The organism is Stenotrophomonas sp. CASM110 (assembly GCF_049384345.1).
Lineage (GTDB): Bacteria > Pseudomonadota > Gammaproteobacteria > Xanthomonadales > Xanthomonadaceae > Stenotrophomonas > Stenotrophomonas muris.
This window is the reverse complement of record NZ_JBMRGI010000003.1, coordinates 157,357-175,523: the sequence shown is the minus strand read 5'-3', so window position 1 is coordinate 175,523 and position 18,167 is coordinate 157,357. Positions and strand designations below refer to the sequence as shown.

The window sequence follows — 18,167 nt, the reverse complement described above, 5'->3', positions numbered from 1 at the left end:
GTGGCCTTACAGGGTGCGCTGGAACAGTTCGCGGCCGATCAGCATGCGGCGGATCTCCGAGGTGCCGGCGCCGATTTCATACAGCTTGGCGTCGCGCCACAAGCGGCCGGTCGGGTATTCGTTGATGTAGCCGTTGCCGCCGAGGATCTGGATCGCCTGGCCGGTCAGCCAGGTGGCCTTCTCGGCGGCGTACAGGATCGCACCGGCGGCGTCCTGGCGGGTGGTGCGGCCCTGGTCGCAGGCGCGCGCCACGGCATAGACATACGCGCGGCAGGCACCCAGGCCCACGTACATGTCGGCGATCTTGGCCTGGATCAGCTGGAAGCTGCCGATCGGTTCGCCGAACTGGTGGCGCTCGTGCACATAGGGCATGACCACGTCCATGGCCGCGGCCATCAGGCCCAGCGGGCCACCGGACAGCACCACGCGCTCGTAGTCCAGGCCGGACATCAGTACGCGCACGCCACCGCCGACCTGGCCCAGCACGTTCTCTTCGGGAATCTCGCAGTCCTGGAACACCAGCTCGCAGGTGGGCGAGGAGCGCATGCCGAGCTTGTCCAGCTTCTGCGCGGTGGAGAAGCCCTTCATGCCCTTCTCGACCAGGAACGCGGTGATGCCCTTGGCACCGGCCTCCATGTCGGTCTTGGCGTAGACCACCAGCACGTCGGCATCCGGGCCGTTGGTGATCCACATCTTGTTGCCGTTGAGCACGTAGCGGTCGCCGCGCTTGTCGGCGCGCAGCTTCATCGACACCACGTCCGAACCGGCACCCGGTTCGCTCATCGCCAGCGCGCCGACCAGGCTGCCGTTGCACAGGCCGGGCAGGAAGCGCTGCTTCTGTTCTTCGTTGCCGTTCTTGCGCAGCTGGTTCACGCACAGGTTGGAGTGCGCGCCATAGGACAGGCCGATGCCGCCGGAGGCGCGCGAGATTTCTTCCATCGCCACCACGTGGGCCAGGTAGCCCATGCCGGTACCACCGTATTCTTCTTCCACGGTGAGGCCGAGCAGGCCCTGTTCGCCCAGCTTCGGCCACAGGGCCAGCGGGAACTGGTTGCTGGCATCAGCCTCGGCGGCCAGCGGTGCGACCTCGGCGGCGGCAAAATGGGCCACGCTCTGGCGCAGCAGGTCGATGTCTTCGCCAAGATCGAAGTTCAGGGATGGCACGTGCATTGTGGTGGCTCCACGGCGGGATGGCAGGGAATGGACGCACCCGGCGGGGGAGCGGGCGGCGGTCGGCAGGACCGCCACCCGCACGGGCGATGGCCCCAGCGTAGCGGGGTTCGGATAAGAAGTGAATACGAATTCAAAAATTGAAACTAGAATCAGAACATGGCCTATAAACGCTCTGCATTGATGGAAGAACGCCTGGCGGGCGCCCGTGAACGGATCCTGCTGGCCACCCGCGAGCTGGTCGCCACCGGCGGCTGGCGCAACGCCCCGGTGACCGCCGTGGCGACCCAGGCGGGGGTGTCCACCGGCCTGATCTATCGCCACTTCCCGTCCAAGGCCGAGCTGTTCGTGGAGGTGCTCAACGCCGCGGTGGCCCACGAGGTCGCGATCATGGAGCGCATCGCCAGCGGTCCGGAGATGGCCAGCGAGCGCCTGCGGCTGGCAATCACCGCCTTCGTCCGCCGCGCCCTGGCCGGGCCGGGGCTGGCGCACGCCTTCATCGTCGAACCGGTCGATCCGGACGTGGAGGCCGAGCGCATGCGCGGACGTCGCGCGTTCGGCGACGTGTTCCTGCGGCTGGTGGAGGAAGGCGTGGCCGCCGGTGAGCTGCCGGCGCAGGACGCGCATGTGGCCGCCGCGTGCCTGGTCGGCGCCTTCACCGAGGCGATGGTCGGCCCGACCGCGCCCAGCCGCGAAGCGCACCGCGACGAAGACGCGCTGGTGGATGCGATCTGCAGCTTCTGCCTGCGCGCGATCGGTGCCCCGGTAATCCGGTAGCGCCGGCCGCTGGCCGGCTTCTGTTGCTGGGGTCAGATCCCTTTTGCGGCGCAAAAGGGATCTGACCCCATCCCCGACCCCAGCCCCCGGCATGTTGCGCCGCACCAGCAGTGACGCCTGTTGTCGCACGCAAGGCGCGTTCTATACTCGGTCCATCACGCAGTCGCTCAGCCGTGGTCCAACGACTATCAGCCAGGGGTAACGAAGAGTGCGGAATTACGATCTGGAGTTCCTGAAACGCTTCTCCATGGTGATCGCGCTGCTGGCGACCATCACCCTCGGCCTCATCCTCCTTGCCGCCTACATCCACACCCGGATTCCGCCCGAGGTGTCGCCGACCGCGGCCAAGCGCACCGAACAGCGCATCTCGCCCACCGGCGCGGTCTATGCTGGCAGCACCGGCGCCGCCGCGCAGGCCGCTGCCAAGGCTGCCGCTCTGGCCAAGGCCGCCTCGCAGGTGGCCTACGGCGGCACCAAGGATGGCAAGGTGATCTTCGACAACCTGTGCACCGCCTGCCACACCAACGGTGTGGGCATGGCACCGACGCTGGACCATTCGCATTGGGACAAGCGCATCGCGCAGGGCAAGGACACCCTCTACAAGCACGCCATCGAGGGCTATACCGGCCCCGACGGCGGCATCATGCCGCCCAAGGGCGGCAACCCGGCGCTGACCGAAGAACAGATCCATGCCACCGTGGACTGGATGCTGGGCAACCTGAAGTAACCGCCGCAACGCGCCGCTTCCTGTAGAGCCGAGCCCGCGCTCGGCTGCTCTCCGCGCGGTGTGGCCAGGTGCAGCCGAGCATGGGCTCGGCTCTACGATCCCCCGGCTTTGCCCACCGAGGCCTGATCGCTCATATGCCCCCGCTGCGCAGGCGGGGTTTCGCATTTCAGGGTTAGTCTGTGCGCCTCTTCCATGGAGTCGCCCGTTGATGCGCCGCCGTTCCCTCGCCCTTGCCCTGTCCCTGCTGCTGCCGGCCGGCGCCTTTGCCCAGGCCCAGCCGCAGGCCACGCCGGTCGCGCCCTCCGTCGCGCGCGGCAGCGCCACTGTGGTGCTGACCGCCGCGCCGGCCGACTGGCGCGCGCTGGATGGGCAGCGCGTGCGCATCGCCGCGCCGCTTACCCTGGCCGGTACCGATGGCCTGCAGCACTTCGGCCAGCTCACGGTGGCGTTCGATGGCCGCCTCTGGCAGCCGACCGAAGTGGCCGCGCCGGGCACTGCCGGCTATGAGCAGGTGATGGCCGACAACCAGCGCCGCCGCTTGGTGCTAGAGGATGGCAGCGATGCCCGCGACCCCGCCAGCGTGCCCTACCTGCCGGGCAACCCGGTGCTGCGCACCGGCATGCAACTGCGCAACGTGGAGGGCATCGTGCGCGTGGACGCGCAGGGCCATCCGCGCCTGCAGGTCGAAGGCGCGCTGAAGCTGCCGGAACTGAAGCGCCCGGCAGTACCCACGGTGCCGGGAAGCCTGCACGTGGCCGCCTTCAACCTGGAGAATTTCTTCAATGGTGACGGCCAGGGCGGTGGCTTCCCGACGCTGCGCGGCGCGCGCACGCTGGACGAGCACAAGGCGCAGCTCGCCAAGCTGGTCACCACGGTCAATGCGTTGGGCGCCGATGTCGCTGCGCTGATGGAACTGGAGAACGACGGCTACGGCCCGCAGTCGGCCATCGCCGAACTGGTCGATGCGCTCAACCGCGACCGCGGCGCGCAGGGCGACTGGCGCTTCGTCGACGCCGGCAACGGCCCCGGCGACAACCCGATCCGGGTCGGCATCATCTATCGCAGCACGCGCCTGCAGCCGGTCGGCAAGCCGGCCACGCTGACCGGCGGCCCGTTCGTCGAGCACAGCCGCGTACCGTTGGCGCAGGCCTTCCAGGGCAAGCAGGGGGCGCCGTTCGTGGTGGTTGCCAACCATTTCAAATCGAAGGGTTGCCGTGACGCGGCCGGTGCCGACGCCGACCGCAACGACAATCAGGGCTGCTGGAACGCCACCCGTGTGACGTCGGCGCAGCAGCTGCACGCCTGGCTGCAGACCGATCCGACCGGTACCGGCGCCAGGGACGCGGTGCTGCTGGGTGACTTCAATGCCTACGCGATGGAAGACCCGATCCGCGCCCTGCATGATCTGGGCTGGCAGGACGCGTTCAAGGTTGCCAAGGTCGAGCATCCCTACAGCTACGTCTACAACGGCTACACCGGCCGCCTCGACCACGCGCTGCTGAACCCGGGCATGGCCAGGCGCCTGCGCGGTGCCGCCGAATGGCACAGCAACGCCGACGAGCAGGACGCCAGCGGCTACCAGGGCCGCAACGTGCAGGGCCCGTGGCGCAGCTCCGACCACGACCCGCTGCTGCTGGGCTTCGACAAGTAACGCGCCAGGCCGGGGTCGGATCCCATTCCCACGGAATGGGCTCTGACCCAAGGCATCGCGGGGTCTGAGGCGTAGGGGTCAGAGCCCATTCCGTGGGAATGGGATCCGACCCCGGGTATCGCTCACCCCCAGGCGATCATCCCGATCGCCAGCACCGCCAGTGCCAGGCCGGCGCGGTTCCACTTCGTGGTGGCCTCGCCGAAGACGAACATGCCTACCAGCGCGCCCAGCACCACCACGCCGATGTTCATGCCGGCGAACACGGTGGCCGGGCTCTCTGGCATCGCCTGGTGCGCATGCACATAGAACAGGATGTTGCCGCCATTGAGCAGGCCCAGCAGTGCACCCGCGCCGAGGTTGCGCCAGGCCAGCCGGCTGCGGCCACTGACATGCCGCCACAGCTGCATTGCCAGCATCAGCACGAAGGCGACGCTGAAACTGGCCAGCACCGCCGCCATCGACGGCGTGCCGGACAGCGCCACCTGCTTGAGCAGCACGTCCACCACTGCGAATCCGGCCCATACGCCCAGCAGCCAGCCCCAGCCGCCGGGTGAGGACGCCACCGCCGGGCCGCGCGGGCGCAGGCTGATGGCCACCATCGCCAGCAGGCCCAGGCCCAGGCCGGCCAGTTTCCAGGGCGTTGCGGTCTGGCCGAAGCACAGGAAGGCGGCGGCCAGGGAAAGCAGCAACGACAGCCGCTGCGCCACGTCGCTGCGGACGATGCCGGCCACCGCCACCGCGCGGCCCAGTACCAGGAAGATCGAGGGCAGCACCACCGCCAGCGCCAGCAGTGACAGCCACGGCGCATGCGGCGCGCGCAGCGCATCCAGCGGTGGCTGCAGCACCACGGCGGTGAGCGTTGCCGCCACCAGATAGTTCCAGGTGACCATCTGCGCAACATCCAGCTGGCGGCGTGCGGCCACCTTCAACAACACCGAAACCAGCACACTGCAGATCACGGCCAGTGACAGATAGAGCATGGGGCGGGCACAGGGCAGGGGCGGGGGACGGTATCATGGTGCCATGCACAAGCCCTTGTTCCCCGTCGCCCCCGGCGAAACCGCCTGCCTCGAACTGGACGGCCCGGCCGGCCCGCTGGAAGTGGTCGTCGACCTGCCCAAGGCCGATGTGCCGGTGCAGCCGATCGTGGCCATCGTCTGCCATCCGCTGTCCACCGAAGGTGGCACCCTGCACAACAAGGTGGTCACCATGACCGCCTCCACCCTGCGCGAGCTGGGCATCGCCACGGTGCGCTTCAACTTCCGCAGCGTGGGTGGTTCGGCTGGCACCTTCGATGGCGGCGTGGGCGAGCAGGATGACCTGAAGGCCGTCGCGGCCTGGGTGCGCAGCCAGCGCCCGGATGACCGCCTGTGGCTGGCCGGTTTCAGCTTCGGTGCGTTCGTGTCGCTGAAGGCCGCCGCCACGCTGCAGCCGGAAGCGCTGATCTCGATCGCGCCGCCGGCCGGTCGCTGGGATTTCGACGGCATCGCGCCGCCGGCGCGCTGGCTGGTGATCCAGGGCGAGCAGGACGAGATCGTCGACCCGCAGGCCGTCTACCAGTGGCTGGACACGCTGGACGCCCCGCATGAGCTGGTACGCATGCCCGAGACCAGCCACTTCTTCCACCGCAAGCTGATCGACCTGCGCGGCGCGCTGACCCACGGCGTCAAGCACTGGCTGGGCGCGGCGGCATGAGTGCACCCGAGCTGACCCCGTCGCAGCGGTATGCGGAAGGGGTTGCCCGTGGCGACTGGCAGAACGATCCGGCCCAGCATGCGGCGCTGGCCGAGCTGGACCGCATCCACCTGGGCCTGCTGGACAGTGCCGAGGATGGCTGGCTGGACCGCCTGTCTTCGTTCTGGAAGAAGCCCGAGCCGATCAAGGGCCTGTACTTCTGGGGCGGCGTCGGCCGTGGCAAGACCTTCCTGGTCGACCTGTTCTACGACGGGCTGCCGATCAAGCAGAAGTACCGCACCCATTTCCACCGCTTCATGCGCAGCGTCCATGAGCGCCTGCGCGAGCACCAGGGCCAGAGCGACCCGCTGGCGAAGATCGCCCAGGAATGGCGCAGCAACCTGCGCGTGCTGGTGCTGGACGAGTTCTTCGTCACCGACATCGGCGATGCGATGCTGCTGGCGCGGCTGCTCGAGCGCCTGTTCGCCGAGGGCGTGACCCTGGTCACCACCTCCAACACCGCAGTGGAGAACCTGTACCTCAACGGCCTGCAGCGCGAGAGCTTCCTGCCGGCCATCGGCCTGCTGCAGCGCTTCTGCGTGGAGCTGTACGCCGAAGGTACCGAGGATTACCGGATGCGCGCGCTGACCCGCTCGCCGGTATACCGCGCACCGCTGGCGGCCGACAGCGACGACTGGCTGGCCACGCGCTGGAACGAGCTGAGCGGCGGCCAGCCGGCCAAGCCCGGCAACATCGAGATCGAGGGCCGCAAGATCCCGGTGCGTGGCCGCGGCAAGAGCATTGCCTGGTTCGATTTCGCCGCGCTGTGCGAAGGCCCGCGCGGGCCCTCGGATTACATCGAGATCGCGCACGAGTTCAACACGGTGCTGCTGGGCGGCATTCCCGCCTTCGACCGCTTGAATGAGGATGCCGCGCGCCGCTTCGTCAACCTGATCGACGAGCTGTACGACCGCCACGTCAACCTGGTCTGCACCGCCAGCACCTCGCCGATCGAGCTGTACACCGGCCAGCGCCTGCAGGGCGCGTTCGAGCGCACCGCCTCGCGCCTGATCGAGATGCAGAGCGCCGAGTACCTGGGTACCCCGCACCGGGCGTGAGGGCGGTTTACTGTAGGGCCGAGCCCACGCTCGGCTGCTTCTGGATGATGTGCCGAAAGGGAGCCGAGCATGGGCTCGGCTCTACAGCAGCGCCGCGCAGCTATCGGGAAGGCGCCACCGCATTCCCACGCGGCCGCTCATCCGGCCCGGCCGACACCTGCAGGCCCGAGCCATCGCCGTGCTCCACCCGAACGCTCTCGCTGCGCTCCAGCAGCCGCAGCGGTTGGCCTTGGTAGCGCACTTCCAGCGCGTCATGGGTGTCGGCCAGCGACTGCACCAGCGGGCACAGCGACTGTGCTTGGGCCTCGATGCGTTCGGCGCGGCCTTCCAGCTGCTGTTCCATCTGCGCGTCCAGACGGTCGGCGCGTGCCTCCATCGCATCGCTGCGTCCGGTGAAGATCTGCCACAGCATGCTGCGGGCGATGGAGGCGGACAGCGACTCGGCCATGTCCTGCACCTTGGCCTCGAAGCCTGGCCCGAACACAGCCTGTTCCCAGTAGCCCTTGCCCAGCGTGCCGCCGATCCAGTCATCGGCCTGCCGGCGCAGGCGCCGGACCTTGCGGCTGTTGGCGGTACCGGTGAGGCTTTCATAGACCCCGTCGAGCACGTCGAAGCTCAGTCCGCTCACTTCATGGGCCAGCGCCGTGGCGGCCGGCATCAGCTGCCGTGCCCCGGCCTCCATCTGCCGAAGGCGGGCCGCGTCGGCCTCGCTGACCGGCACGACCGTGTCGTCCAGGCTCAGCACGCCATCGTGGAACACCACCTCGTGCGGTGCCTGCGGGCCATGCCGCAGCCAGATGCCACCGCTGTCCACCAGCACGTCATAGTCGGTGTGGATACCGCACTGGTCCGCGCGCAGCTTCGGGGTGTCAGCGGCAATTGCAGGTACGGTGACCACAGCAGCCAGCAGGGCCAAGGCGGGTGCTGACAGGCGCATGGTGGAATCCTTTCCGGTCATTGCAGGACCCCAGCATCCCGCGTTCGGCAGGCGCCGTCACCCGCCGAAAGTCACTGCGCGTGGCGATTCGTCCGGCCATACCGGCTTTCCCACCGGCTGCCCACCACCTATCCACAGGGTTGTCCCTAGCCAGTTTCATCACTGTCATGTGAAGCTGTCATTGTTCCGTTTTCGCGGTGCGTTGTGCCACCGCAATGACGCCTTTCGGGCTTGACTGCGCAGCCCGTTCCGGCAGGTCTGAAGCGTCTGATCCGGGCGCCGATGGCACGATCCTTGCGGCGCAAGGGATTGCCGAATTTCACTACATTTGGCGTTGACGGACCCCATGACCCCCACTATCTTGTGGCCGTCGGTCGCAGCAACCCCCATTCCAGGGGTTGCCCCGGGGTACCCATCCGCGATCGTCAACGGCAGTGGCAGGCGCAGGGTCTCATCCCCTGCGACGCCGTCCTGCCATCCTGGGCTGTCATGTCCCGGGCCGCGTCACCCGATGCATCGAGCACCCCCAAATCACGCCAAGAGGACACACGCCGTGAGCACCGAATCCAGCGCCACCATCGAGAAGGAAAGCGAATTCCTGTTGACGTCGCCGCCGACGGCCAACGCGATGAGTGTGACCAAGCGCAATGGGACCACCGAACTGGTGGACCTGAACAAGATCGTGCGTGCGGTGCAGCGTTCCTCCGAAGGCCTGCACGCCGTCGACCCGATGCGCGTGGCCACCCGCACCATTTCCGGCCTGTACAACGGTGCCACCACCCGCGAGCTGGACGAACTGTCCATCCGCACCGCCGCCCTGCTGATCGGTGAAGAGCCCGAGTACGGCCGTCTCGCCGCGCGCCTGCTGGCCAACTACATCGCCAAGGAAGTCTCGGGCCAGGAAATCTACGCCTTCTCGCAGTCGGTCAGCCGTGGCCATGAAGTCGGCCTGATCAACGACCGCCTGCTGAACTTCGTGCAGACCAACGCACGCAAGCTCAACGATGCCATCGACATCTCGCTGGACCTGAACTTCGATTACTTCGGCCTGCGTACCCTGTACGACCGTTACCTGCTGCGCCACCCGCACACCCGCAAGGTGATCGAGACCCCGCAGCAGTTCTTCCTGCGCATCGCCAGCGCGCTGAGCGAGGACGTGTCCGAGACCCTGGCGCTGTACAAGCGCATGGGCAACCTGGACTACCTGCCGTCCAGCCCGACCCTGTTCAATTCCGGCACCACCCACGAGCAGCTGTCCTCGTGCTTCCTGCTGGACTCGCCGCAGGACTCGCTGGAATCGATCTATTCCAAGTACGGCGACATCGCCCAGCTGTCGAAGTTCTCCGGCGGCATCGGCGTCAGCTACACCCGCGTGCGTTCGCGTGGTTCGCTGATCAAGTCGACCAACGGCCATTCCAACGGCATCGTGCCGTGGCTGAAGACCATGGATTCGTCGGTGGCCGCAGTGAACCAGGGCGGCAAGCGCAAGGGCGCGGCCTGCGTGTACCTGGAAACCTGGCACGCCGACATCGAGGACTTCCTCGAGCTGCGCGACAACACCGGTGACGAAGCCCGTCGTGCGCACAACCTGAACCTGGCCAACTGGGTGCCGGACCTGTTCATGAAGCGCGTCGAAGCCGACCAGGAATGGTCGCTGTTCGATCCGCGCGTCGTGCCGGAGTTCACCGACCTGTTCGGCGAAGCCTTCGAGCAGGCCTACCTGCAGGCCGAAGCCCAGGGCAAGGCCAACCGCACCATCTCCGCGCGCAAGCTGTATGCCCGCATGATGCGTACCCTGGCCGAGACCGGCAACGGCTGGATGACCTTCAAGGACAAGTGCAACCGCGCCAGCAACCAGACCCTGCGCCCGGGCAACGTGATCCACCTGTCCAACCTGTGCACCGAAATCCTGGAAGTCACTTCCAACGATGAAACCGCCGTGTGCAACCTGGGTTCGATCAACCTGGGCAACCACTTCGACGAGCACAACGAGTTCGACTTCGACAAGCTGGCCGAGACCGTTCGCCTGGCCGTGCGCCAGCTCGACCGCGTCATCGACCTGAACTTCTACCCGATCGAAACCGCCCGCCGCGCCAACCTGCGCTGGCGTCCGGTCGGCCTGGGCTGCATGGGCCTGCAGGACGTGTTCTTCCGCAAGCGCCTGCCGTTCGACAGCGCCGAAGCCCGCGCCCTGTCGAAGAAGATTGCCGAAGCGATCTACTTCCACGCGCTGGAAACCTCCTGCGAGCTGGCCCAGGAACGTGGCAAGCACCCGTCGTTCAACGACACCCGTGCCGCCGGTGGCGAACTGCAGTTCGACGCCTGGAACGTGGTGCCGGAAGACACCGCGCGCTGGGATGCCCTGCGCGCCCGCATCAAGGAACACGGCCTGCGCAACTCGCTGATGATCGCGATCGCCCCGACCGCGACCATCGCCTCGATCGCCGGCTGCTACGAGTGCGTCGAGCCGCAGGTGTCCAACCTGTTCAAGCGCGAGACCCTGTCCGGTGACTTCCTGCAGGTCAACCGCTACCTGGTCAACGAGCTGAAGAAGCTGGGCCTGTGGACCGCCGACATGCGCGATGCCATCAAGCTGGCCGAAGGCTCCATCGCCGGCGTGGCGCAGATTCCGGAAACGCTGCGCGAGGTCTACCGCACCGCGTGGGAACTGCCGATGCGTTCGCTGATCGACATGGCCGCCGAGCGTGGCGCCTTCATCGACCAGTCGGCCTCGCTCAACCTGTTCATGGAAAGCCCGAACATCGGCGCGATGTCCTCCATGTACATGTACGCCTGGAAGCAGGGCATCAAGACCACCTACTACCTGCGTTCGCGCCCGGCCACCAAGATCGCCAAGACCACGGTCAGCGCTGCGGCCCCGGCCAAGGTGTTCAGCCCGGACGAAGCCATCGCCTGCTCGCTGGAAAACCCGGAAGCCTGCGAGGCCTGCCAGTAAGACACCGCGCGGTGGGTGCCGACCGTTGGTCGGCACTCGAACACCTCGCACCTGTAGAGCCGAGCCATGCCCGGCTGCGGAAAAACACCCACGGTAGCGCCGGGCCACGCCCGGCGGCTCACCCAGGAATTCAAGGAAACACCCATGGCCGACAAGCCCAAGCAGATGCTGCTCGATCCCGGTTTTGAACTGACCCTGCGCCCGATGCGCTACCCACAGTTCTATGACATGTACCGGAATGCGATCAAGAACACCTGGACGGTGGAAGAGATCAACTTCCAGATCGACATCACCGACCTGCACAGCAAGATGTCGCCGGGTGAGCGCCACCTGATCCACCGCCTGGTCGCGTTCTTCGCCACCGGCGATTCGATCGTGTCCAACAACCTGGTGCTGAACCTGTACCAGCACTTGAATGCGCCCGAAGCGCGCATGTACCTGTCGCGCCAGCTGTATGAGGAAGCACTGCACGTGCAGTTCTACCTGACCCTGCTGGACAACTACCTGCCGGATCCGGAAGAGCGCGCCAAGGCGTTCTCGGCGGTGGAGAACATCGACTCGATCAAGAAGAAGGCCGATTTCTGCTTCAAGTGGATCGACTCGATCCAAGACCTGACCCGCATCGAGACCCGCGAACAGCGCCGCCAGTTCCTGCTCAACCAGATCTGCTTTGCCGCCTGCATCGAAGGCCTGTTCTTCTTCGCTGCGTTCGCCTACGTGTACTACTTCCGTTCGCGCGGCCTGCTGCCGGGCCTGGCCTCGGGCACCAACTGGGTGTTCCGCGACGAGAGCGCGCACATGGAGTTTGCGTTCGAGTCGGTGCGCGTGGTGCGTGAGGAAGAGCCGGACCTGTTCGACGACGAGATGAAGCAGCAGGTCTACGACATGCTGGCCGAAGCCATCGAATGCGAAGTGCAGTTCGCCGAGGACGTGCTGTCCGGCGGCGTGGCCGGCATCTCGACCCGCGACATGCGCCAGTACCTGCAGCACTGCGCCGACCAGCACTTCGCCAAGCTGGGCATGGAAAAGAAGTACAACGTGCGCAACCCGCTGCCGTTCATGGAACTGCAGGACGTGCAGGAGCTGACCAACTTCTTCGAACGCCGCGTCTCGGCCTACCAGGTCGGCGTTCAGGGCGAAGTCGCCTTCGACATGAACTTCTGATCGAACCGGCCAGGCCTGCCGCAACGAAGAACCCCGGCCAATGCCGGGGTTTCTTGTTTCCGTAGCGTCGAGCCATGCTCGACTGCTGCTCGCAAGAAAGTCGAGCATGGCTCGACTCTACAATCAGCGCCGCCCTTCCACCGCCATGCGCACCGCCAGCCCGGCCAGCACCGTGCCCATCAGCCAGCGCTGCACCATCTGCCAGGTGGGGCGCGCGGCCAGGAAGCCGGCGATGCTGCCGGCGGTCAGCGCGATCATGCCGTTCACGCTGACGCTGACCAGGATCTGGGTGGAGCCCAGCACGATCGACTGCATCAGCACGCTGCCTTCGCCGTCCGGGTGCAGGAACTGCGGCAGCAGCGACAGGTACATCACCGCCACCTTCGGGTTCAGCAGATTGGTCAGGAAGCCCATCGTGAACAGCTTGCGCGGGCTGTCCTGCGGCAGGTCACGCACCGCGAACGGCGAACGGCCGCCGGGCCTGAGCGCCTGCCAGGCCAGGTACAGCAGGTACAGCGCTCCGCCGATGCGCAGCGCGTCGTAGGCGAACGGCACGGTCATCAGCAGGGCGGTGATGCCCAGTGCCGCGCACAGCATGTAGAACACAAAGCCCAGCGCCACCCCGCCCAGCGAGATCAGGCCAGCCATCGGCCCCTGGCAGATCGAGCGCGAGATGACGTAGATCATGTTCGGCCCGGGCGTGAGCACCATGGCCAGCGAAACCAGCGCGAAGGCCAGCAGGTCGGAAGTGGCGGGCATGGGCAGTCCTGGCAGTGGGCGTGGCGCAGTGTAACGCCTGCCGCAGGCGCGGCCTGCGCAGGCACCGCTGCCGGGTGACCGTTGCACGTGCATGCCGATGGCCATCACGCCGGTCGCTTAGAATCCGCAGCACCCCACACCGAAGCACCCCCATGACCCCGATCCCCGAGACCGTGCCGCCCACCGAAGTGCGCATGGCTGAAATCGTCTTCCCCAACCACACCAACCACCTGGGCACCCTGTTCGGTGGCCAGGCATTGGCATGGATGGACAAGGCCGCGTTTCTGGCCGCCGCCCGCTATTCGCGCCGCACCGTGGTGACCGCGCGCAGCGACCAGGTCGACTTCAAGCTGCCGATCCGCATCGGCCAGATGGTGGAAACCATCGGCCGCATCGTCGAAGTCGGCCGCAGCTCGATGAAGGTCGAGGTGGAACTGGTCGCCGAAGACCTGCACAGCGGCGAGCGCAAGCTGTGCACCCGCGGCCACTTCGTGATGATCGCGCTGGACGAGGAAGGCCACCCGATCGCGGTGCCGCCGCTGCCGGCCGCCTGAGACCAGCGGCTGAACCGGTGCTTGCGGGGGCGCTGCGGCGCCCCCATCTGGCAGCCATGACCCCGCCACTGACCGACTTCATCGACCGCGCCGAGCGCCTGTTCGTGCTGACCGGCGCGGGTTGCAGCACCGCCTCGGGCATACCCGATTACCGGGACGCCGACGGCCAGTGGAAACGCACGCCGCCGGTGACCTACCAGGCCTTCATGGGCGAGGCGACCACCCGCCAGCGTTACTGGGCGCGCAGCCTGCTGGGCTGGCCGCGCTTCGGCCTGGCCCGGCCCAACGGCACCCACCAGGCCCTGGCCGCCCTGGAAAGCCGCGGCAAGCTGCAGGTGCTGTTGACCCAGAACGTGGACGGCCTGCACCAGCGCGCCGGCAGCCGCAACGTGATCGACCTGCATGGCCGCCTGGATCTGGTGCGCTGCATGGGCTGCGAGCGCCGCAGTGGCCGCGAGGATTTCCAGCAGCGGCTGCTGGACGCCAATCCCGGCTGGGACGCGCTGGAGGCCGGCATCGCCCCCGACGGTGATGCCGACCTGGAGACCGATTTCTCCACATTCGTGGTGCCCGATTGCCCGCACTGCGGCGGCGTGCTGAAGCCGGACGTGGTGTTCTTCGGCGAGAACGTGCCGCGCGAGCGGGTGGCGGCGGTGCACGATCATCTGCAGCAGGCCGATGCGGTGCTGGTGGTGGGCTCGTCACTGATGGTCTATTCCGGCTTCCGCTTCGTGCAGGCGGCGGCGAAGGCAGGATTGCCGGTGGCGGCGCTGAACCGCGGCCGCACCCGTGCCGACGACCTGCTGTTGTTCAAGGATGAGCGGGACTGCGCTGAAGCCTTGTCCGGTTGGGTGGCGGGCTGAGCCGAGCGTCGGCTCGGCTCTACAAGGGGCTGTTCGGCGCTCGGCGGCATGATCGGCTGCGAAACAGCGATCCATCCAGACGGTTGATCCAGAAGCCGCGCAGCGGTGCAATACACACCCCCTACGTCGTTCATCACCCCCTTGAGCCAGCTGTTTTCGCCGATCTCGTTCGGCCCCCTGACCCTGTCCAACCGCATCGTCATCGCGCCGATGTGCCAGTACTCCGCCGAAGACGGCCGCGCCAGCGACTGGCACGCCATGCACCTGGGCAACCTGGCGCAGTCCGGCGCCGGCCTGTTGATCCTGGAAGCCACCGCGGTCGAGCCGCGCGGCCGCATCAGCTGGGCCGACCTGGGCCTGTGGGATGACGGCACCGAGGCCGCGCTGGCACAGGTGCTGGCCAGCGTCCGCCGCTGGTCGCCGATGCCGCTGGGCATCCAGCTGGGCCATGCCGGCCGCAAGGCATCCACCGCCCGCCCGTGGGACGGGGGTGGCCAGTTGCCGGCCGGCGATGCGCGTGGCTGGGCCACCGTGGCGCCGTCGCCGCTGCCGTTCCATGCCGCCGATCCGGCACCGCAGGAACTGGACGAAGCCGGCATCGCCGAGGTCATCGCCGCCTTCGCTGCCAGTGCGGTGCGCGCCGAGCGCCTGGGCTTCGAGCTGATCGAGCTGCATGCCGCGCACGGTTACCTGCTGCACCAGTTCCTGTCGCCGCTGAGCAACCGCCGCACCGATGGTTACGGTGGGTCGCTGCCGAACCGCCTGCGCCTGCTGGTGGAAGTGTTCGACGCGGTACGCGCGGCGGTGTCCGACAAGGTCGCCGTGGGCGTGCGCATTTCCGCCAGCGACTGGGTCGAGGGTGGCTGGGACCTGGTGCAGAGCGAAGCACTGGCCCAGGTGCTGGACGCGCGCGGCTGCAATTTCCTGCATGTCTCCAGTGGCGGCCTGGACGAGCGCCAGAAGATCACCGTCGGCCCCGGTTACCAGGTGCCGTTCGCGGCGGCGATCAAGGCCAAGGTGCGCATGCCGGTGATCGCCGTGGGCATGATCACCGAACCGGAGCAGGCCGAATCGATCCTGCGCCATCGCCACGCCGATGCCGTGGCCCTGGCGCGCGGCATCCTCTACGACCCGCGCTGGCCGTGGCATGCCGCCGCCGCATTGCGCGACAGCGTGGAACCGGCGCCGCAGTACCTGCGCTGCGAGCCGCGCGATGCGCGCGGCGTGTTCAAGGCGCGCTGAGGCTCACACCCGCCAGGCCGGCGCCATGCCGGCCCGCAGGTGCTCGAACAGCGCGCGGATCTTGGCGGTGAAGTCGCGGCGATCGCTGACGCAGAAATAGACCTCCATCGGCTCCGGACGCCACGTGCTGTCGGCGCCGAACACGGCCTGCAGGCGTCCATCGCGCAGGTAGGGCTCGGCCACGAACGCAGCCAATCGCGTGATGCCGGCACCGGCCGCCGCCAGCGACGCCAGCGCATCGATGTCATCGCAGACCATGCTCGGCGGTAGCACGGCGTCCACACGCTGGCCGTCCTTCAGCAGGCCCCAGCGCAACGGCCGGCCATCGGTGGGGAAGCGGTGCAGCAGCCCGCGATGGCTGCCCAGATCCGATGGTTCCTGCGGGGTGCCATGGGCCTTCAGGTAGGCCGGCGAGGCGCAGAACACGAACGGCACGCGTGCCAGCTGCCGTGCGACCACGCCGTCTTCCAGCTGCGCGCCGATGCGGATGCTGGCATCCACCGCCTCTGGACCATGCTGCACGGCGCGGTCGGTCAGCCGCAGTTCCAGCTGCAGCTGCGGGTAGCGTTGCTGCAGTGACGGCAGCAACGGGGCCAGCACGTGGCGGCCGAACGCGCTGCTGCTGGCGATGCGCAGCGGCCCGGCCGGTTCGATATCACCGGAGGTGACCATCGCCTGCGCGCGCGCCAGGTCGGCCTCGATGTGGCGGACCTGCGCCAGGTACAGCGCGCCGGCCTCGCTGAGCGCCAGCTGGCGCGTACTCCGGTTCAGCAGCCGTACGCCCAGATGCGCTTCCAGCCGGTTGATGTTCTGGCCGACTGCGGTGGCGCTGATGCCAAGGATGCGGGCCGCGGCGGCAATGCTGCCGGTCTCTGCGGTGCGGGTGAAGCTGCGGATCAGTTGCAACAGGTTCATGACCGACCAGCTTGCCACGGTGATGGCCAAGTATCGCTTGGGACTGAACCAAGCGGTTCGGTTGCATCGGTGATCATCCGGCTGCTGGGCAGGAAGCTGCCCTACACTGTGGCGATGCGCCCCGATTCCATCCTCACCCTGTCCTGCCCCGACCGTACCGGCATCGTCTACCGCGTGTCCGGCCTGCTGTTCGACCACGGCTGCAACATCCTCGACGCCCAGCAGTTCGGCGATGAGGAAAGCGGCCGCTTCTTCCTGCGCGTGCATTTCGACCTTGACGCCGGCCTGCCGCTGGAGACCGTGCACGCCGCGATGGCCACGCTTGCCGAAGGCTTCGGCATGGACTGGCAGCTGCATGATGGCCGCCGCCGGGCACGCCTGCTGGTGCTGGTCAGCAAGCAGGGGCACTGCCTCAACGACCTGCTGTTCCGCGCCCACAGCGGCCAGCTGAAGGTCGACATTGCCGCGGTGGCCTCCAACCACGCCGACTTCGCGCCATTGGCCGCGTCCTACCAGGTACCGTTCCACCACCTGCCGGTGACCGCCGATACGCGTGCGGTGCAGGAGCAGCAGATCATCGACCTGGTCGAGCGCGAGCGCATCGACCTGGTGGTGCTGGCACGCTACATGCAGATCCTGTCACCCGCGCTGTGCCGCGCGCTGGCCGGGCGTGCGATCAACATCCACCACAGCTTCCTGCCCAGCTTCAAGGGCGCGCAGCCGTACCACCAGGCACACGCGCGCGGGGTCAAGATCATCGGCGCCACCGCGCACTACGTCACCGAGGATCTGGACGAAGGACCGATCATCGAACAGGACGTGGCCCGCGTTGACCATGCGATGGCACCGCGCGAACTGGTGCGGCTGGGCAGCGATACCGAATCGCTGGTGCTGGCACGCGCCGTGCGCCGCCATGTGGAGCACCGCATCCTGCTCAACGGGCATCGCACGGTGGTGTTCCGGTAACGTGCTGCCCCTTCCAGGTCCGCCGGGCATGGCCCGGCACTACCGTTGTGGGTCAGGCGGTCGCGATTCCCGCCTTGCCCAGCGCCTCGCGCACCATCGCGTCGTTGGCTTCGGTCACCGGCCGGGTCAGCTCCCACAGGAACTTCACCCGGAAGCCGGACTTCACCGCATCCTGCGCGCTCCACAGCACGCAGTAGTCGCGGGCCAGGCCGCACACGTGCACTTCGCGGATGCGGCGCTCGTGCAGCCAGCCGGCCAGGCCGGTGGCCGGGCGCTCGCCATCGGGGCCGTGGTTCTCGCGGAAGGCGCTGTACGAATCCACCTGTTGGCGCGTCCCCTTGCGCAGGATCAGGTCGGCCACGGTCCAGTCCACGCCCGGGTGCAGCGCGGCACCGGCGCTGCCCTGCACGCAGTGGTCCGGCCACAGCGTCTGCGGCTGCGCGTGCAGCAGGATGGTCTCGAAGGGGCGTTGGCCGGGGTGCTGGCTGGCGAACGAGGCATGGTCGGCCGGGTGCCAGTCCTGGGTCGCCACCACGGTGCGGTAGCGGCGCTGCGCCAACAGATCGGCGATCGGTGCCACCAGCGCATCGCCCTGGTCGCAGGCCAAGGCGCCACCGGGCATGAAGTCCGGCTGCAGGTCGATCACCAGCAGGGCGACATCGGCGGGCAGGGCGGTCATGGCAGGTCCGCTACA

Annotated in this window: 17 protein-coding genes; 11 read left to right on the top strand and 6 right to left on the bottom strand. The window is 67.7% G+C overall.

Annotation, left to right across the window (positions count from 1 at the left end; genetic code table 11):
* Nucleotides 1-6: 6 nt before the first annotated feature.
* Entirely contained in the window at nucleotides 7-1,170 is a 1,164-nt protein-coding gene (locus tag VG561_RS03550; RefSeq protein ID WP_014645571.1) for an isovaleryl-CoA dehydrogenase, read from the bottom strand.
* Nucleotides 1,171-1,329: 159 nt separating this feature from the next.
* Here VG561_RS03550 and VG561_RS03545 point away from each other — a divergent pair, with 159 nt between their 5' ends.
* The 3 genes from VG561_RS03545 to VG561_RS03535 all read left to right on the top strand — a co-directional run bounded on the left by VG561_RS03545 (nucleotide 1,330) and on the right by VG561_RS03535 (nucleotide 4,325).
* Nucleotides 1,330-1,947 (top strand): TetR/AcrR family transcriptional regulator, encoded by a 618-nt coding sequence (locus VG561_RS03545; RefSeq protein WP_053495856.1) that lies wholly within the window; start codon nucleotides 1,330-1,332, stop codon nucleotides 1,945-1,947.
* A gap of 208 nt (nucleotides 1,948-2,155) precedes the next feature.
* Nucleotides 2,156-2,674 carry a c-type cytochrome gene (locus VG561_RS03540; RefSeq protein WP_014035592.1) on the top strand — a complete coding sequence of 173 codons (519 nt, stop codon included), beginning with the start codon at nucleotides 2,156-2,158 and terminating at the stop codon, nucleotides 2,672-2,674.
* Nucleotides 2,675-2,882: 208 nt separating this feature from the next.
* Nucleotides 2,883-4,325 carry an ExeM/NucH family extracellular endonuclease gene (locus VG561_RS03535; protein WP_401730989.1) on the top strand — a complete coding sequence of 481 codons (1,443 nt, stop codon included), beginning with the start codon at nucleotides 2,883-2,885 and terminating at the stop codon, nucleotides 4,323-4,325.
* A 122-nt stretch (nucleotides 4,326-4,447) separates the two neighbouring features.
* Here the strand turns inward: VG561_RS03535 and VG561_RS03530 are convergent, their stop codons facing one another.
* Nucleotides 4,448-5,305, bottom strand: coding sequence for a membrane protein (locus VG561_RS03530; protein WP_046428023.1), 858 nt, complete (start codon nucleotides 5,303-5,305; stop codon nucleotides 4,448-4,450).
* A 43-nt stretch (nucleotides 5,306-5,348) separates the two neighbouring features.
* Here VG561_RS03530 and VG561_RS03525 point away from each other — a divergent pair, with 43 nt between their 5' ends.
* Nucleotides 5,349-6,020: an alpha/beta hydrolase gene (locus tag VG561_RS03525; protein WP_014645576.1), complete on the top strand. Its 672-nt coding sequence runs from the start codon at nucleotides 5,349-5,351 to the stop codon at nucleotides 6,018-6,020.
* Complete coding sequence (gene zapE, locus VG561_RS03520) at nucleotides 6,017-7,117, top strand: cell division protein ZapE (protein ID WP_049441797.1); 1,101 nt, start codon at nucleotides 6,017-6,019, stop codon at nucleotides 7,115-7,117. Before VG561_RS03525 ends, zapE begins: the two co-directional genes overlap by 4 nt.
* Nucleotides 7,118-7,217: 100 nt before the next feature.
* Here zapE and VG561_RS03515 read toward each other — a convergent pair whose 3' ends face one another.
* On the bottom strand, nucleotides 7,218-8,054 hold the full coding sequence (locus VG561_RS03515; RefSeq protein WP_032956617.1) for a DUF2884 family protein: 837 nt from the start codon (nucleotides 8,052-8,054) through the stop codon (nucleotides 7,218-7,220).
* Nucleotides 8,055-8,607: 553 nt separating this feature from the next.
* Between VG561_RS03515 and VG561_RS03510 the strand changes: the two genes are divergently transcribed.
* On the top strand, nucleotides 8,608-11,010 hold the full coding sequence (locus tag VG561_RS03510) for a ribonucleoside-diphosphate reductase subunit alpha (RefSeq protein WP_075076407.1): 2,403 nt from the start codon (nucleotides 8,608-8,610) through the stop codon (nucleotides 11,008-11,010).
* A gap of 144 nt (nucleotides 11,011-11,154) precedes the next feature.
* The gene (locus tag VG561_RS03505) at nucleotides 11,155-12,174 is read left to right on the top strand and encodes a ribonucleotide-diphosphate reductase subunit beta (protein ID WP_005420683.1); all 1,020 of its coding nucleotides are present in this window, start codon (nucleotides 11,155-11,157) and stop codon (nucleotides 12,172-12,174) included.
* Nucleotides 12,175-12,297: 123 nt separating this feature from the next.
* Here VG561_RS03505 and VG561_RS03500 read toward each other — a convergent pair whose 3' ends face one another.
* Nucleotides 12,298-12,933 carry a LysE family translocator gene (locus VG561_RS03500; RefSeq protein WP_032956621.1) on the bottom strand — a complete coding sequence of 212 codons (636 nt, stop codon included), beginning with the start codon at nucleotides 12,931-12,933 and terminating at the stop codon, nucleotides 12,298-12,300.
* Between the two features lie 152 nt (nucleotides 12,934-13,085).
* Between VG561_RS03500 and VG561_RS03495 the strand changes: the two genes are divergently transcribed.
* The 3 genes from VG561_RS03495 (at nucleotide 13,086) to VG561_RS03485 (ending at nucleotide 15,592) form a co-directional block, all read left to right on the top strand.
* Nucleotides 13,086-13,487, top strand: coding sequence for an acyl-CoA thioesterase (locus VG561_RS03495; protein WP_004153688.1), 402 nt, complete (start codon nucleotides 13,086-13,088; stop codon nucleotides 13,485-13,487).
* 56 nt (nucleotides 13,488-13,543) lie between these two features.
* Nucleotides 13,544-14,350 carry an NAD-dependent protein deacetylase gene (locus VG561_RS03490; protein WP_014645581.1) on the top strand — a complete coding sequence of 269 codons (807 nt, stop codon included), beginning with the start codon at nucleotides 13,544-13,546 and terminating at the stop codon, nucleotides 14,348-14,350.
* Nucleotides 14,351-14,491: 141 nt separating this feature from the next.
* A complete protein-coding gene (locus VG561_RS03485) occupies nucleotides 14,492-15,592 on the top strand; it encodes an NADH:flavin oxidoreductase/NADH oxidase (protein ID WP_014645582.1) in 1,101 nt (366 codons plus the stop codon).
* A gap of 3 nt (nucleotides 15,593-15,595) precedes the next feature.
* On the opposite strand, the gene VG561_RS03480 is transcribed toward VG561_RS03485, so the two are convergent.
* Nucleotides 15,596-16,507 carry a LysR family transcriptional regulator gene (locus VG561_RS03480; protein ID WP_049441881.1) on the bottom strand — a complete coding sequence of 304 codons (912 nt, stop codon included), beginning with the start codon at nucleotides 16,505-16,507 and terminating at the stop codon, nucleotides 15,596-15,598.
* 114 nt (nucleotides 16,508-16,621) lie between these two features.
* Here VG561_RS03480 and purU point away from each other — a divergent pair, with 114 nt between their 5' ends.
* On the top strand, nucleotides 16,622-17,473 hold the full coding sequence (purU, locus tag VG561_RS03475; RefSeq protein ID WP_414612050.1) for a formyltetrahydrofolate deformylase: 852 nt from the start codon (nucleotides 16,622-16,624) through the stop codon (nucleotides 17,471-17,473).
* 52 nt (nucleotides 17,474-17,525) lie between these two features.
* Here the strand turns inward: purU and pncA are convergent, their stop codons facing one another.
* The gene (gene pncA, locus VG561_RS03470; protein WP_032962116.1) at nucleotides 17,526-18,152 is read right to left on the bottom strand and encodes a bifunctional nicotinamidase/pyrazinamidase; all 627 of its coding nucleotides are present in this window, start codon (nucleotides 18,150-18,152) and stop codon (nucleotides 17,526-17,528) included.
* Nucleotides 18,153-18,167 lie beyond the last annotated feature (15 nt).

What these genes read in the sequence shown, in the direction of transcription:
- VG561_RS03550 (WP_014645571.1), bottom strand. Translation starts at nt 1,170, where the DNA reads ATGCACGTGCCATCCCTGAACTTCGATCTTGGCGAAGACATCGACCTG.
- VG561_RS03545 (WP_053495856.1), top strand. Translation starts at nt 1,330, where the DNA reads ATGGCCTATAAACGCTCTGCATTGATGGAAGAACGCCTGGCGGGCGCC.
- VG561_RS03535 (WP_401730989.1), top strand. Translation starts at nt 2,883, where the DNA reads ATGCGCCGCCGTTCCCTCGCCCTTGCCCTGTCCCTGCTGCTGCCGGCC.
- VG561_RS03530 (WP_046428023.1), bottom strand. Translation starts at nt 5,305, where the DNA reads ATGCTCTATCTGTCACTGGCCGTGATCTGCAGTGTGCTGGTTTCGGTG.
- VG561_RS03525 (WP_014645576.1), top strand. Translation starts at nt 5,349, where the DNA reads ATGCACAAGCCCTTGTTCCCCGTCGCCCCCGGCGAAACCGCCTGCCTC.
- zapE (WP_049441797.1), top strand. Translation starts at nt 6,017, where the DNA reads ATGAGTGCACCCGAGCTGACCCCGTCGCAGCGGTATGCGGAAGGGGTT.
- VG561_RS03515 (WP_032956617.1), bottom strand. Translation starts at nt 8,054, where the DNA reads ATGCGCCTGTCAGCACCCGCCTTGGCCCTGCTGGCTGCTGTGGTCACC.
- VG561_RS03505 (WP_005420683.1), top strand. Translation starts at nt 11,155, where the DNA reads ATGGCCGACAAGCCCAAGCAGATGCTGCTCGATCCCGGTTTTGAACTG.
- VG561_RS03500 (WP_032956621.1), bottom strand. Translation starts at nt 12,933, where the DNA reads ATGCCCGCCACTTCCGACCTGCTGGCCTTCGCGCTGGTTTCGCTGGCC.
- VG561_RS03495 (WP_004153688.1), top strand. Translation starts at nt 13,086, where the DNA reads ATGACCCCGATCCCCGAGACCGTGCCGCCCACCGAAGTGCGCATGGCT.
- VG561_RS03490 (WP_014645581.1), top strand. Translation starts at nt 13,544, where the DNA reads ATGACCCCGCCACTGACCGACTTCATCGACCGCGCCGAGCGCCTGTTC.
- VG561_RS03480 (WP_049441881.1), bottom strand. Translation starts at nt 16,507, where the DNA reads ATGAACCTGTTGCAACTGATCCGCAGCTTCACCCGCACCGCAGAGACC.
- purU (WP_414612050.1), top strand. Translation starts at nt 16,622, where the DNA reads ATGCGCCCCGATTCCATCCTCACCCTGTCCTGCCCCGACCGTACCGGC.
- pncA (WP_032962116.1), bottom strand. Translation starts at nt 18,152, where the DNA reads ATGACCGCCCTGCCCGCCGATGTCGCCCTGCTGGTGATCGACCTGCAG.